Origin of the sequence: Nocardia sp. NPDC050718 (assembly GCF_040654235.1) — a bacterium.
Classification (GTDB): domain Bacteria; phylum Actinomycetota; class Actinomycetes; order Mycobacteriales; family Mycobacteriaceae; genus Nocardia.
This window is the reverse complement of sequence record NZ_JBFAHQ010000006.1, coordinates 144,123-157,742: the sequence shown is the minus strand read 5'-3', so window position 1 is coordinate 157,742 and position 13,620 is coordinate 144,123. Positions and strand designations below refer to the sequence as shown.

Genomic DNA, 13,620 nt, shown 5'->3' with positions numbered 1-13,620 from the left:
GCCCTTCGTATTCTGCACGTACGCAACGACATCGGCACGCACCCCCCACGGTGCGTGCCGATGTCGTTCCCGGACTGCTAGGCGATACGCAGTGCCCGGATGCGGTTGTAGAGCGTGGACCGGCTGACACCGAGCGCCCTGGCGGCCTGCTGCTTGTTGCCGCCCGCCGCCTCGATGGCCGCGACGATGACGTCGCGCTCGGCCTCGTGGAACGGGGAACTGGGCGCCGGTCCGCCGCGATGCGAGGCGGGCAGATCGGACGGGATGATGTCGCCCGCCGAGCGCGCGTTCGCCGCGAGTTCGACCACCCGCCGGAGTTCGGCGATATTGCCGCGCCAGGGCTGGGCGGCCAGCACCCGCAGGGTCTCGGCGGTGAACCTGGTCCTGGTGTGGCCGGACACCGCGGTGAGTAGATGCTGTGCGAGAGCGGGGATCTCGTGCCTGCGCCGCCGCAACGGCAGCAGTTCCCTGCGGTCGTTGCACACGGCGGGTAGGGCGGCGTGGATGTCGTCGAGGTGGTCGCCGGGCGTCGAGGTCAGCGCGACGTGGCGTTCGGTCTCCCGCAGCCGCTGGGCCAGCAGCGCGGTGAGCGGCTCGGAGAGCAACTGGATGTTCTCCACGATGACGGCGGGCCCGCGGCACGTCAGGGCCAGCTCCATCCGGGTCGCCCAGGATTGCTCACCCATCAGCACGATCTCGGTCGCGTCGAGCGCGATCGCGTCGGGACCGCTCGCGGTGCGCGCCTCGGTGGTGCGGCCCGCGCCGGCTTCGCCGACGACCAGGAGCGGCCAGCGCAGGGTCCGGTCGGCCGCTTCCGCCCGCCGGATCACCCGATCCGGGGCGATGTCGACCAGGACGCCGTCGGCGCCGTCGATCGGCTCGCAGGTCAGCCGGACCTGACGCCCCGAGGCGAGGGTGAGGCGATGGCTCTGCGCCGCCGCCGCGCCCATCTCCTCGGCGCACGCCCGGACGGCCGCGTGATCGGCGGGTTCGAGCAGGTCCAACGCCGCGGGAGTGGCCAGCACCAGCCCGTCGCCGATGACCACGATCGGCCTGCCACGGCGGCTGGCCGCGGCCTGGAACGCACTCATCAGCCTGCTCTGCGCCCGTGGCGAGTCCTGCAGCAGCCGGTCCTCGATATCGCGGACCATGCGCCGGGCCAGCGGCGCAGAGAGCCGGTAGTCCTCCTCGAACTCGCCGCCGATCCCGAGCACGCCTTCGAGCCTGCGGGTGACCGGATGGAAGATCGGGTGCCCGTAACAGGTGAAGTCCCGGAAGGCCGTCATGTAGTGGTCGGGACCGCGCACGAGCAGGCCGCGCCGGATCTCCACCGGGGTACCGAGGGCATTCGTGCCGATCCGGTCCTCACTGAGCCGCACCCCGGGGACCAGGCCGACCCGGCGGATGGCCGTGGAGATCGCCGCGGTCGCGCCGCGCACCTCGACCACCCGGGCGGACTGATCGGCGAGCATCAAGGCCACCCGGCTGCCGTCGATCTCGGAGAGCGTGCGCCGCAGGACCGGGTACGCGGCGCGGGCCAGCCCGCCGTCGGTGGTCTTGTCGTCGATGTCGAGGCGGGGTAGGACGTCCTCGCGCAAGCCGCTCATGCGGGACCGAGTCCAGGACGCCCGGATGTCGGCCCGCGACGAGGTCTCCGTGTAAGCCTGCAGCGAGTTCGTGGTCACGCCAACACCACCCTGTCCCGACGCGTCATGCACCGCGGTTGAGTCTGTGATCTCTGACAAGAAATATTTTATACACAATCTGGTCACCCGTCCGCGATATCGGCGAAACCAGCCCGTGCCGCTGCCTGGGAACGAATACTCCCAGGCAGCGGCACCGGGATCGACCTATCCTCGAGTACATGAGCGACCGAGCCCCCCACCTGCGCGAGCTGGGTGAATTCCTGAAGGCACGGCGCGGCGAGCTCACCCCCGCCGACGTCGGCCTCACCGTGCACAGCAACACCCCACGCCGGGTGAGCGGGCTGCGGCGCGAGGAAGTCGCCGATCTCGTCGCGATCAGCCACGACTACTACACCCGGATCGAACAGGGCAGGCTCGCGCCGTCCGAACCGGTCCTCGACGCCCTGGCGCGCGTGCTGCACCTCGACGACGACCAGCGCGACTACGCCGAGAACCTGGCCAAGCGCAGCGACCGCCGCGCCGCCCGGCGCGGGCAGAAACCGATCCGCCCGCAGCTGCAGCGGCTGCTCGACCAGCTCACCGAGACCCCCGCCCTGATCTTCGGGCGCAATCTCGACATCCTGGCCTGGAACCCGCTGGCCTCGGCGCTGCTCACCGACTTCTCGGCGATGACGCCGCGACAGCGCAACTACGTCCGGATGGTGTTCACCGATCCCGCGATGCGCACGCTCTACGCCGACTGGGAATCGGTGGCCCGCACCTGCGTGGCGATCCTGCGCATGGACGCGGCGACCAACCCCACCGATCCGCAGTTGTCCGCGCTGGTCGGCGAACTGTCCATCGCCGACTCACAGTTCCGGCAGTGGTGGGCGGCGCGGCACGTCGCGCGACAGGAGTTCGGTACCAAGACGTTGATCCACCCGGAGGTCGGCGAGCTGACGCTCAACTGGGACACCTTCCGCGACACCGGCGACACCGATCAGCAGCTGGTGCTGTGGTCGGCCGATCCCGGCACCAGCTCGCACGACAAACTGCGCATCCTCATGTCCTGGGCGGCGCCCACCGCCGACGCGGAGCGCGTGAAACACCCCCACTGAGCGGCCGCCCCGGTGTGAACAGTCACGCCGGTGGCGGATTTCGCCACCTCCTGCAAATATATTATGCATAATCCTTTGTCGGTCAGCCGTCCGACGGACCCACTCTCTCGACACCGGAGTCCAGCTGTGTCAGCACCCACCCACACCACCGTTCACGAATTGCTCGACTACTTCGGGCGCTGCGGCGCCTGCGGCTACCCGGCATCGGCCTCGCTGGTCACCCGGCAGTTCGCGGACGGTTCGATCGACCGCGAAGTCGTCGCCACCTGCGGCCTGCCGTGCGGCTGGCGCGCGCCGGTCTCGATGCGGCGGATGACCGCCTCCTGAGGTGAACGCGGGCGGGGCACCCCGCCCGTCAGGGGTACCGCCAGGCTCTCCCTCGCCCGCCGAATCGTCCATAACCTGGGCCTACGCACTCCAGGGAAGGACATGAGGACATGCTGCCCACAGCTCAACTCCGCGCCCCGCACCGGGCACGGCGACTCATCCCCGCGATCGGGCTCGGCGTGCTGATCGCCGTCACCGGCTGCGCTTCGAGCGGTGACCCCTCCCCTGCCCCCGCGGCGTCGTCGCTCGCGCCGATCGCGCCGGCATCGGCGGCCGCGATGGACCCGGTGGCCACGGCGTTCGTCGACGCGTGGAACGCCCGCGACGCCGACGCGATGGCCGCGCTGTTCACCGAGGACGCCGTCCTGATCGATGCGGACCGCCGCTTCGAGGGACGCGAACAGATCCGCACCGGGTTCGCCGTCCCCGAGGTCGCCGGCTACTCCGTCCGGGTCCTCGAGGTGGGCGAGCGCCGGGCCGACGGACAGCGCCTGCTGGTCCGGGTCGACCGCAACAGCGGCGGCGACTTCCGCGCGAGCTTCGACTTCACCATCACCGACGGCCGCATCCCCCGCGCGGACCTGCAATACGCCTGATCACCGGAGTTCCCTTCCCGCACAACACCACTCGAACAGGAGCGTGACCCCATGACATGGACCGCAGATCAGCTCGATCGGCTGGGACGGACGGCCGAACTGCACATCAACACCTTCCGGGCCGATGGATCGCCACGGCGCGCGCTTCCCATCTGGGTGGTGCGCGTCGGTGACGACCTGTACGTCCGCTCGGCCTTCGGCACCCAGGGCGGGTGGTATCGCCACGCCACCGCCGACGACGGCCGGGCCCACATCTCGGCCGGACCCGTGGACGCCGACGTGCGACTGACCGCCGTCGCCGATCCCGCGACCGAGGATGCCGTCGCCACCGCCTACCGCACCAAGTACCGAGGCCAGGGCAGCGCCCTGGACACGATGGTGTCCGACACCGCGGCCGCGACCACCCTGCGCCTGGATCCCGTCGGCTGACATCGGATCCGATCCGGGCTCGGCTACTCGGCGTCGCCGCCGAACAGCTCCTTGGCGACCAGGATCGCCGACACCGCGCGCGGCCAGCCCGCGTAGAAGGCCGAGTGCACGATCATCTCGACGAGTTCCGCCTCGGTGACCCCGTTGTCGACCGCCCGGGTCAGGTGACCACGCAACTGCTCGGTGTCGCCACCGGCGACCAGGACCGCACACGTGATCAGGCTGCGGTCGCGGGGACCGAGTTCGGGCCGGGCCCAGATGTCGCCGAACAGAACGTCATCGGTGAGCGAGACCAGTTTCGGCGCGAAGTCACCGATCAGTCGTTGGGCCCGGGTGGGGGTCGGGGGGTTCTCGGTCATGGTGCCTCCTCCGGAGCCTGCCTGCGGCCGGTGAAGCCGGCGACTCCGTGTTCGAGCGCCGGCGAGGCGCTGCGGTAGCGGTACTGTTCGTGCAGTTCCAGCCACAATGCTTCCGCCAGTGGCAGTTCGATTCCTCTGCGCACCAACGCTTTCAGGGTGCTGGTGGCGTGCGGGTCGGCGCCGGCGATGCCGCGGGCCAGCGTCAGCGCGGTCGATCGCAGCTCGGATTCGGCGACGCCGGCGCACGCCAACCCCGATCGCACCGCCTCGTCGCCGTCCATCCGATGGCCGGTCAGCAGCAGATAGAGGCTGCGTGGGATCCCCACCTTCCGGGGCAGTCGCTGACTCCCCCCGGCAGCGGGCAGGAGGTTGTGCCGGATGTGGTTGTCACCCATCTGGGCATCCCGCGCGACCACGAGCAGGTCACACGCCAACAGCAGCTCGAACCCGCCCGCGACGGCGTACCCGTGCGCCGCCGCGACGACCACCGCGCGGGCCCGCTCGAGCCGGTGACACAGCTGGTTGAGCTGCTCGTGAAAAGCATTGTGCCGTCCGGGGTCCTGAAGGACTCCCGAGTTCACCCAGTGGAGGTCGACACCCGAGCAGAACGCGCGTCCCGCTCCGGCGAGGACGATCACGCGCGTCTCGGGCCATTCTTCGTCGAGCGTCGCGAGGGTCGTGGAGAGCGCGTCGACCAGGGGTCCGTCCAGGGCGTTGAGACGATCGGGCCGGTTCAGCGTCAGTTGCACGACGCCCGGTTCGGAGCGGTCGACCAGCAACACCACGGGCACTCCCAGCACTCGGTAGCCGAATCCATCGATGATTAATATTTAATATACGATACCTACCGGCACGCCGGTTGATCGACGGCGTCCGCCAGGTGCGGCACTTAGATATATTATATTCGAACAATAGGCGGTTCGCCGCGAACGAAGGAGAGACGCGATGCACGAGCCCGGCGACCTCGCACCCGGCACGCGGATGAGCGGCCCGCTCGATGGACTGCGGGTCGTCGAGTTCGCGAGTTTCGTCGCGGGTCCGTCGGCGGGCATGACGCTGGCCCAGCTCGGCGCCGAGGTGATCCGGATCGACCCGCTCGGCGGCGGGCCGGACTACCGGCGGTGGCCGGTGGCGCGCGCCAACGGCGAGAGCCTGTACTGGAATTCGCTCAATCGCGGGAAGCGGTCGGTGGCCGTCGACGTGCGCAGCGAGCAGGGCCGGGAACTGGTGCTGGCGCTGGCGACCGCGCCGGGCCCGAACGCGGGCATCGTCGTCGACAACGCGGTCGGGCGACCCTGGTTCTCCTATGAGGCGCTCGCGGCCCGGCGCGCCGACGTGATCAAGGTGCACATCGGCGGCCAGGCGGGCGGTGGGCCCGCGGTGGACTACACCGTCAACACCGAGGTCGGCGTCACCGATCTGACCGGGCCCGCCGACTCCCGCACACCCGTCAATCATGTGCTGCCCGCGTGGGATCTGATCGCCGGGATGACCGCAACCACCGCGCTGCTCGCGGCGCTGCATCGCAGGCAGCGGTCCGGCGACGGCGCGCATCTGCAGATCGCGCTGGCCGACGTCGCGCTCGCTGGTGTCGCCAATCTGGGCTGGCTCAGCGAGGTTCGGGAACGCGGCGACCGGCCGCGGCACGGCAATTTCATGTACGGCTCGTTCGGCGCCGACTTCGTGACCGCCGACGACGGCCGCGTGATGGTCGTCGCGCTGACGCCGCGCCAGTGGCAGGCGCTGTGCACCGCGACCGGGACGGCGACGGTCATCGCCTCGCTGGAGGCGACACTCGGTGTCGACTTCGCCGACGAGGCGCATCGCTACGTCCACCGGGAGACCATCGCGGCGGTGATGCGCCCCTGGTTCGCCGAGCTCACCGTCGACGCCGCGGGCGCGGCGCTCACCGCGGCCGGCGTGCTGTGGAGCCGCTATCGCCAGATGAGCGACGTGGTGGCCGATTTCGCGGCGGGCACGGCGAGCGGCGTGCTGACCGAGCTGGACCAGCCCGGCATCGGCCCGGTCATCTCGGCGCACAGCCCGATCCGGGAGCACAGCGACTACGGCCCGGTCGGCCCCGCGTCGGCCCTGGGCTCCGATACCGACCAGGTCTTCGCGGAGGTGCTCGGGCTCGGTGACAGCGAGCTGGCCGAACTCCGCGCCGCGGGCGTCCTCGGCGACGGCACGCGGGTGTGACTCCCCCGGTTGTGACCGCAATTACGCACCGCTGTGCGTAATCGAAGACACCGCTGATCAGGGCGAATACCGGGTTCGCCGGGCGGTAGCGTCGAGCCATGCAGCTGACCGCGTCCACCGACATCGGGATGCGTGCCGTGATGCGCCTGGCCGCGGCCGACCAGCTCGGCGACCGGGTGACGATCAAGGCGATCGCCCACCAGGTCGGCGCTTCCGAACGCACCGTCTCCACGGTGGTGGCCCGGCTCGTCGAGATCGGCGTGATCGCGACGAGCCGCGGCCGCGGCGGTGGGTTGATGCTCACCGGCACCGCGCGCTCGACCCGGCTCGGGACGTTGATCCGGCAACTGGAACAGCGCCCCGAGGTCGTCGACTGCACGGGACCGCCGTCGTGCCCCATGATCGCGGGGTGTCGCCTGCGCCATGCGCTGGCGCAGGCCACCGAGGCGTTCTATCGCGAGCTCGACCGGTTCACGGTGGCCGATCTCGTCGCCGGTGCGGCCGGACAGCTGCTGCCGCTGCGCGCTCATCCGCCGCAGCGCTCGCCCGCCGACGCCGAGGAGTTCCCCCGATGACCGCCACCACCCGCGCGCACCCCGAACTCGCCCCGGCACAGGCCGAGATCGTGCGCGCCACGCTCCCGGTGATCGCCGACGCCGTCGACGAGATCACCACCGTCTTCTACCGGACGCTGTTCGGCAACCATCCCGAGCTGCTGCGTGAGCTGTTCAATCACGGCAACCAGGCAGCGGGCAGTCAGCAACGCGCGCTCGCGGCGGCGATCGCCACCTTCGCGACCTACCTCGTCGACCCCGCGCTACCGCACCCGTCGGCCGTGCTGGCCAGGATCGGGCACAAGCACGCCTCGCTCGGCGTCACCGCCGATCAGTACCGGGTGGTGCACGACAATCTGTTCGCCGCGATCGTGGAGGTCCTCGGCGCCGACGTGGTCACCGCGCCCGTCGCCGCGGCCTGGGACCGGGTGTACTGGCTGATGGCCGACGCACTCATCGACCTGGAGAAGCAGCTCTACATCGAGGCCGGGGTACAGCCGGGGCAGGTCTGGCGAACCGTCACCGTGACCGCGCGCATCGATGATCCGGCCGGGGTCGCGGTGTTCCGGGTGCGGGCCGTCGACCCGGCCGACGAGCTACCCGGATTCGTTGCCGGACAATATATCTCGGTCGGCGTGCGGCTGCCCGACGGTGCCAGGCAGTTGCGTCAGTACAGTCTGATCGGCGCGGGCGGGGACGGCACGCTGAGCTTCGCGGTGAAGCGGGTCGCGGCGCGGCCGGGCTGCCCGGCGGGGGCCGTGTCGACCTGGCTGCACGAGCGGGTCGCGGTCGGCGACGAGCTCGAGATCTCGCTGCCGTTCGGCGAACTGACCATCGATCCCGACGCCACCACCCCGCTGGTGCTGATCTCCGCCGGTATCGGCGCGACTCCGATGGTGGGCATTCTCGAACACCTGGCCGCGCGCGACCAGGGCAGGCCGGTGCAGGTGCTGCACGCCGATCGCAGCGCGGGCACCCACCCGTTGCGGGCGCGCGTGCTCGCCCTCGTCGAGCGGCTCGAACGGGCCGAGGTCGCGTTCTGGTACGCCGAGGCGACCGACGGCGCGCACCGTGGCCGTCTCGACCTGTCGGCGGTCCCGCTGCCCGACGACGCCGAGATCTACGTGTGCGGCGGCGACGAGTTCCTCGACGCGATCCGCGCACAGGCGGCCGCCGCGGGCCTCCCCGCCGAGCGGGTGCACATCGAACAGTTCACGCCCACCGATTGGCGGCTCGGCGCCTGAGCTGAGCCCCGCCCCGGCACCGACAGCCGGGGCGGGCCGGAGACGACACTGTCTCCGTCTACTGATCCCGCCAGCTGACGACCTCGCTCAGCGGGGCACGGGCGGTCCGGTAGCTGTTGGCCGGATGATCGGCGGCGGCATAGCCGAACGAGATCCCGGCGAGGATCTTGCGGTCGGCCGGGATGTCGAAGTACTCGCGGATGAACCGGGAGCGGCCCGCCAGCGCGGCCTGCGGGACGGCGGCCAGCCCGAGACTGGCGGCCGCGAGCAGGAAGGTGCCGATGTAGAGGCCGCCGTCGACCGCGCCGTAGACGCCCTGTTCGGCGTCGGTGGTGACGATCGCGACGTGCGGGGCGCCGAAGAGCCGGAAGTTCTCGAACGCCTGGCGCGCCGACGCCTCCCGGTCGCCGCGTGCCACGCCGACAGCTTCGTACAACTGCCAGCCGCTGGCGCGGCGCCGCTCGCGGTACACCCCGATGTAGGCGCCGGGTGGCGGGAATTCGAACTCGTCGCCGTGGTCGGCACCGTGCGCCGCCGAGTACTCGGCGAGCCCGGCGCGGAAGCGCTCGGTCCCGGCACCGCTCGTCACGATGACCTGCCACGGCTGGGTGTTGCACCACGACGCGGAGCGCTGCGCCAGGCTCAGCAGCCGTTCGATCACCGGCCGCGGCACCTCACGCTGGTCGTAGGCGCGGCAACTCCAGCGGCTGGTCAGCAGCTCGGCCAGGTAGGCGGAACGATCCCCGTTCTGCGCGAGGGCTGGGGCCTCGGCCAGCGTGTCGGTGTGCTCGGTCATCCTCAGTCCTCCACCGAAACCACACCGGCGGCGATCAGGGCCTCGATCTGCTCGGCGGTGTACACCTCGGCGGCGACGGTCCGGCTGTCGGCACCGACGCGCGGTGCGGCGCCGGGACGATCGGGGCGTTCACCGTCGAACCGCCACGGCGGGCGCACAAGGGCGAGGCCGTCGTCCTGCGGCTCGACCATGCGCAGCCAGTCGACCTGTTCGTGGTCGACATAGCCGGTCATCGACAGCACCGGCGCGAACGGGACATCCTGCGCGGTGAGCGCCGCCTCCCATTCGGCGAAGGTGCGCCGCTCGAACTCCGCCTCGACGATCTTGGCCAGCTCGAAGTAGTGCGCCTCGCGCGGCCGGTACTCCGCGAAGCGCGGGTCCTCGGCCAGGTCCGGGCGGTCCATCGCCCGGCACAGCGACTGCCAGAACTTCTGCGACGAGGACAGATGCACCGCGAGGAACTCCCCCGACGCGGTCTTCACACAGAAATTCTGCGCCTGCGGATGCCTGCTCTCGCGGGTCGGGTCGGCGCCCAGTTCGAAGGCCTGGGTGATCCCGTCGGTGGCGAGCACGCTGACGGCCTCCATGATCGAGGTCTCCACGTGCTGCGGTTCCCCGGTGCGCAGCCGGCCGACCAGCGCGGCCAGCACGCCCGCGGCGGTGCTCAGGCCGGTGACCAGGTCGGCGCTCAGGCCACCGGTCAGCTGCGGCCTGCCCTCGTCGCCGAACAGGGAGTACAGGCCGCCGAAGGCGTGGCCGATGGTGTCGTAGGCGGGCCGGTTGGACAGCGGACCGCCGTTGCCGAAGCCGGTCACCGAGCCGTAGACGATGTCGGGACGCAGTGCCCGGCACTCGTCTGGGCCGAGACCCATGGCGGCCACCTTGCCGGGGCGCATGTTCTCGAGCACCACATCGAAGTGCGGCACCAGCGCCTTCACCAGGGCGACGCCCTCGGGACGCTTGAGATCCACCGCGAGACTGCGCTTGCCGGTGTTGTACTGACGGAAGTACGGGCTGCCGTCGTTCTGGTGGCGACGGAAATCCTCGCCGACGACGGGGCGCTCGATCTTCACCACTTCGGCGCCGAGCGCGCACAGCATCGACGTGGCGAACGGCAGCGCGATGTATCCCCCGATCTCGAGGATCCGGATGCCGTCGAGTGGCTTGTGCTGCATAGCCCTGTCTCCCTCTCTCACTGGCTCATATTATATATTATCGCATGACCGATCGTGGTGGCGGTCACAGGGGGCGGATTACCAGCGACAGAAGATGAGCCAGGCGATCGTCATACTCGGGGAAGTGGTCCCCGACACAGCGAAGTCGGCCGGTGAGCTAAGTTATATCATATAATTTACATGACTCCGGTCACAGGCCATCGGCGGCCCGGCCCGTGGCACCGCCGCCGACCAGGTCTTTTCCGGTCGGCAACCATCGCCATAGAGAACAAGAAGGTCTCCTCCATGAGTGTTCAGACAGAGCTTTGGCAAGGACAGTTCGACAAGCTGTTCATCGGCGGCGCGTGGGTGGCCCCGGCCACCGACCGCACGTTCGAGGTCGTCTCGCCCGCCACCGAAGAGGTGCTGGCCCGCGTAGCCGACGGAGCCGAAGCCGATATCGACGCCGCCGTCGCGGCCGCCAGGGCCGCGTTCGACCGCGGAGCATGGCCGCGCCTGGAGCTCGCCGAGCGGATCGCCGTGCTCACCCGCGTGAGCGAGGGGCTCGCCGCGCGCCAGGACGAGGTCGCCCGGCTGATCAGCGCCGAGATGGGCTGCCCGATCACGCTGTCCACCAGGATGCAGTCGATGGGCACGCGGATGCTGCTCGACGCGTTCCTCGAGCTCGCGCCGCAGTACCAGTGGTCCGACATCCGCCGCTCGGTCACCGGCAACGCGCTGGTCACTCGTGAGCCGGTCGGTGTGGTGGCCGCGATCGTGCCGTGGAACGCCCCGCTGCAGATCGCGATCATCAAGCTCGCGCCCGCGCTGCTGGCCGGGTGCACCGTGGTGCTCAAGCCGTCACCGGAGACCGCGCTCTCGGCCTACCTGCTGGCCGAGATCTTCGAGCAGGCCGGGCTGCCCGCGGGCGTGCTCAATGTCGTGGTCGCCGGGCGCGAGGTCAGCGAGCACCTGGTGCGTCACCCCGGCATCGACAAGGTCTCGTTCACCGGATCCACCGCGGCGGGCAGGCGGATCGCCGCGATCTGCGGCGAGGACCTGCGCCGGGTCACCCTGGAGCTCGGCGGCAAGTCCGCGGCGGTGCTGCTCGACGACGCCGACCTGGACGCGGCCGTGCCGGTCATCCGCGCGCTCTCGCTGCGCAACAGCGGCCAGGTGTGCAGCAACAAGACCCGCATCGTGGTGGCCCGTTCGCTGCGCGACGACCTCTACGACCGGCTCCGCGACATGATCGGCTCGATGCCGGTCGGCGATCCGTTCGATCCGGCGACCGAGGTGGGCCCGCTGGTGAGCCGCGCGCAGCGGGACCGGGTCGAGGGCTACATCGCCGCGGCGCGGGACGCGGGCAACCGGGTGCTGGCCGGCGGCGGCAGGCCCGAGGGCCTGGACCGCGGCTGGTTCGTCCAGCCGACGATCTTCGCCGACGTCGACCCGAACGCCGCGATCGCCCAGGAAGAGGTCTTCGGTCCGGTGCTGACCGTGCATACCTTCGACACCGAGGCCGAGGCCATCGAGATCGCCAACAACTCGAACTACGGCCTCAACGGCTCGGTGTTCGCCGCCGACCCGGCGCACGCCCTGGCCGTGGCCCGGCACATCCGTACCGGCACCGTCGAACTCAACGGCACCCCGGCCGGCTTCTTCGCGCCGATCGGCGGATTCAAGAACAGCGGCATCGGCCGCGAGGCCGGGATCGAGGGCTTTGACGCCTATGTCGAGCTCAAGTCCTACGGCCTGCCACAGCCGCTGCTGGACACCCTGGCCTGACGCAGACACCCGAAAGGTTCGCCATGTCTTCCCTTCCCCCGCTCGAGGCCGCCGTCGCCCGGTTGGTCACCGAGCTCGACTTCGACTCGATCCCGGCCGACGCGCTCGTGGGCGCGCGCGGACTGATGCAGGATCAGCTCGGCGTGCAGATCGCCTGCGCCTCGCTGTCGTGGAGCCGGGCCGTGCTCGACCTGACCAAGGCCTCGCACGCGCCGGGCAGCGCGCACGTGACCGCCTCCGGTGACGCGATGAGCGCCGCCGACGCGGCGTTCGTCAACGCCACCTACGGCCACGGCTTCGAGTACGACGACGCCCACCGGTCCAGCTCCAGCCATCCCGGCAGCGCGGTCGTCTCGGCCGCCATCGCGGTCGGCGAGGAGCTGGGCTCCTCGATGGCCGAGGTGATCACCGGCATCGTGGCAGGCTACGAGGTCTACACCCGCATCGGCATCCTGGCCGCGCCGCAGCTGCTCGAGCGCGGGTTCCATCCGCACGGTCTGCTGTCGGCGTTCGGCGCCGCGGCGGTGGCGGCCAAGATGCGCGGCTTCGACCTCGAGCGCACGGTGCACGCGCTCTCGATCGCGATGAGCCACAGCTCGGGCACCACCGAGTACACCTCCTCGGGCGGTTCGGTGAAGCGGCTGCACTCCGGGATCGGCACCCGCAACGGCATCCGCGCCGCCGAGATGGCCGCCGCGGGCATCACCGGGCCGACCACCTTCCTCAGCGGCCGGAAGGGCTTCTACCGCAGCTTCGTCGGCCGACCGGTCGACGAAGCGGCCGCCGCGGCCCTGTTCGCGCCGGACGCGTCGTTCGAGATCACCCGGGTGTGGATCAAGCCGTACTGCTGCTGCGGGATCAACCACGCCTACATCGACGGCGCCCAGCAGCTGACCGCGCGGGCGGGCGAGATCGACACCATCCGCCTCGGCATCCAGTCCGGCGGCGACGTGGTGATCGGCAACCAGAACGCCAACGCCTACGCCCCGCAGATCATCGAGCACCTGCAGTACAGCCTGCCGTTCCAGTTCGCGCTGGCGATCCTCGGCCGCGGCAACGGCTTCCGCACCCACCACGACTACATGGCGGGCCGCCTCGACCTGAGCGAGGGCAGCGAGGTCGCGACCATGGCCCGCCGGGTGAAGATCGAGGTCGACCCCGCCCTCGACGCCGAATACCCCGGCCGCTGGATCGCCGACATCACGGTCACCTACCGCGACGGCAGCACCGGTCACGTGTTCGTGGACAACCCGCGCGGCACCGCCGAGAACCCGATGTCGCAGGCCGACCTGGACGCCAAGTTCCGCGAGCTCACCGTCACCGACCTGGGCGCCGAGCGCAGCGAAGCCCTGTTGCGGGCCATCACGGCGGGCGATCCGGCCACCCCGGCCACCGATTTCGCCGCACTCCTGCGCGTCTGATCCACCACGA

14 protein-coding genes are annotated in these 13,620 nt (G+C 70.6%); 9 read left to right on the top strand and 5 right to left on the bottom strand.

Annotation, left to right across the window (positions count from 1 at the left end; all coding sequences use genetic code 11):
- Positions 1-77 precede the first annotated feature (77 nt).
- Positions 78-1,685: a helix-turn-helix domain-containing protein gene (locus AB0H54_RS26345; protein ID WP_357348733.1), complete on the bottom strand. Its 1,608-nt coding sequence runs from the start codon at positions 1,683-1,685 to the stop codon at positions 78-80.
- A gap of 179 nt (positions 1,686-1,864) precedes the next feature.
- Here AB0H54_RS26345 and AB0H54_RS26340 point away from each other — a divergent pair, with 179 nt between their 5' ends.
- From AB0H54_RS26340 to AB0H54_RS26325, 4 genes are all read left to right on the top strand, one after another.
- Positions 1,865-2,743, top strand: coding sequence for a helix-turn-helix transcriptional regulator (locus AB0H54_RS26340; protein WP_357348731.1), 879 nt, complete (start codon positions 1,865-1,867; stop codon positions 2,741-2,743).
- A gap of 126 nt (positions 2,744-2,869) precedes the next feature.
- Positions 2,870-3,070 carry a hypothetical protein gene (locus AB0H54_RS26335; protein ID WP_357348729.1) on the top strand — a complete coding sequence of 67 codons (201 nt, stop codon included), beginning with the start codon at positions 2,870-2,872 and terminating at the stop codon, positions 3,068-3,070.
- A gap of 110 nt (positions 3,071-3,180) precedes the next feature.
- Positions 3,181-3,666, top strand: a complete 486-nt coding sequence (locus tag AB0H54_RS26330; protein ID WP_357348727.1) for a nuclear transport factor 2 family protein — start codon at positions 3,181-3,183, stop codon at positions 3,664-3,666.
- A gap of 51 nt (positions 3,667-3,717) precedes the next feature.
- Positions 3,718-4,095 (top strand): DUF2255 family protein, encoded by a 378-nt coding sequence (locus AB0H54_RS26325; RefSeq protein ID WP_357348725.1) that lies wholly within the window; start codon positions 3,718-3,720, stop codon positions 4,093-4,095.
- Positions 4,096-4,118: 23 nt separating this feature from the next.
- On the opposite strand, the gene AB0H54_RS26320 is transcribed toward AB0H54_RS26325, so the two are convergent.
- Both AB0H54_RS26320 and AB0H54_RS26315 read right to left on the bottom strand, forming a co-directional pair.
- Positions 4,119-4,454 (bottom strand): carboxymuconolactone decarboxylase family protein, encoded by a 336-nt coding sequence (locus tag AB0H54_RS26320; protein ID WP_357348723.1) that lies wholly within the window; start codon positions 4,452-4,454, stop codon positions 4,119-4,121.
- On the bottom strand, positions 4,451-5,233 hold the full coding sequence (locus tag AB0H54_RS26315) for an enoyl-CoA hydratase/isomerase family protein (RefSeq protein WP_357348722.1): 783 nt from the start codon (positions 5,231-5,233) through the stop codon (positions 4,451-4,453). The genes AB0H54_RS26320 and AB0H54_RS26315 overlap by 4 nt, the downstream gene beginning before the upstream one ends.
- Before the next feature lie 166 nt (positions 5,234-5,399).
- Between AB0H54_RS26315 and AB0H54_RS26310 the strand changes: the two genes are divergently transcribed.
- The 3 genes from AB0H54_RS26310 to AB0H54_RS26300 all read left to right on the top strand — a co-directional run bounded on the left by AB0H54_RS26310 (position 5,400) and on the right by AB0H54_RS26300 (position 8,451).
- Positions 5,400-6,653 carry a CoA transferase gene (locus AB0H54_RS26310; RefSeq protein ID WP_357348720.1) on the top strand — a complete coding sequence of 418 codons (1,254 nt, stop codon included), beginning with the start codon at positions 5,400-5,402 and terminating at the stop codon, positions 6,651-6,653.
- Positions 6,654-6,751: 98 nt separating this feature from the next.
- Positions 6,752-7,228 carry an Rrf2 family transcriptional regulator gene (locus tag AB0H54_RS26305; protein WP_357348718.1) on the top strand — a complete coding sequence of 159 codons (477 nt, stop codon included), beginning with the start codon at positions 6,752-6,754 and terminating at the stop codon, positions 7,226-7,228.
- Positions 7,225-8,451 carry a globin domain-containing protein gene (locus tag AB0H54_RS26300; RefSeq protein WP_357348716.1) on the top strand — a complete coding sequence of 409 codons (1,227 nt, stop codon included), beginning with the start codon at positions 7,225-7,227 and terminating at the stop codon, positions 8,449-8,451. The genes AB0H54_RS26305 and AB0H54_RS26300 overlap by 4 nt, the downstream gene beginning before the upstream one ends.
- A 58-nt stretch (positions 8,452-8,509) precedes the next feature.
- Here AB0H54_RS26300 and AB0H54_RS26295 read toward each other — a convergent pair whose 3' ends face one another.
- Positions 8,510-9,247, bottom strand: a complete 738-nt coding sequence (locus AB0H54_RS26295; RefSeq protein ID WP_357348714.1) for a nitroreductase — start codon at positions 9,245-9,247, stop codon at positions 8,510-8,512.
- A gap of 2 nt (positions 9,248-9,249) precedes the next feature.
- The gene (locus tag AB0H54_RS26290) at positions 9,250-10,422 is read right to left on the bottom strand and encodes a CaiB/BaiF CoA-transferase family protein (protein WP_357348712.1); all 1,173 of its coding nucleotides are present in this window, start codon (positions 10,420-10,422) and stop codon (positions 9,250-9,252) included.
- Between the two features lie 285 nt (positions 10,423-10,707).
- On the opposite strand from AB0H54_RS26290, the gene AB0H54_RS26285 reads away from it, so the two are divergent.
- Together AB0H54_RS26285 and AB0H54_RS26280 are read left to right on the top strand one after the other, a co-directional pair.
- Complete coding sequence (locus AB0H54_RS26285) at positions 10,708-12,189, top strand: aldehyde dehydrogenase (RefSeq protein ID WP_357348710.1); 1,482 nt, start codon at positions 10,708-10,710, stop codon at positions 12,187-12,189.
- A 23-nt stretch (positions 12,190-12,212) separates the two neighbouring features.
- Positions 12,213-13,610 (top strand): MmgE/PrpD family protein, encoded by a 1,398-nt coding sequence (locus AB0H54_RS26280; protein WP_357348709.1) that lies wholly within the window; start codon positions 12,213-12,215, stop codon positions 13,608-13,610.
- The last annotated feature ends 10 nt before the right edge of the window (positions 13,611-13,620 follow it).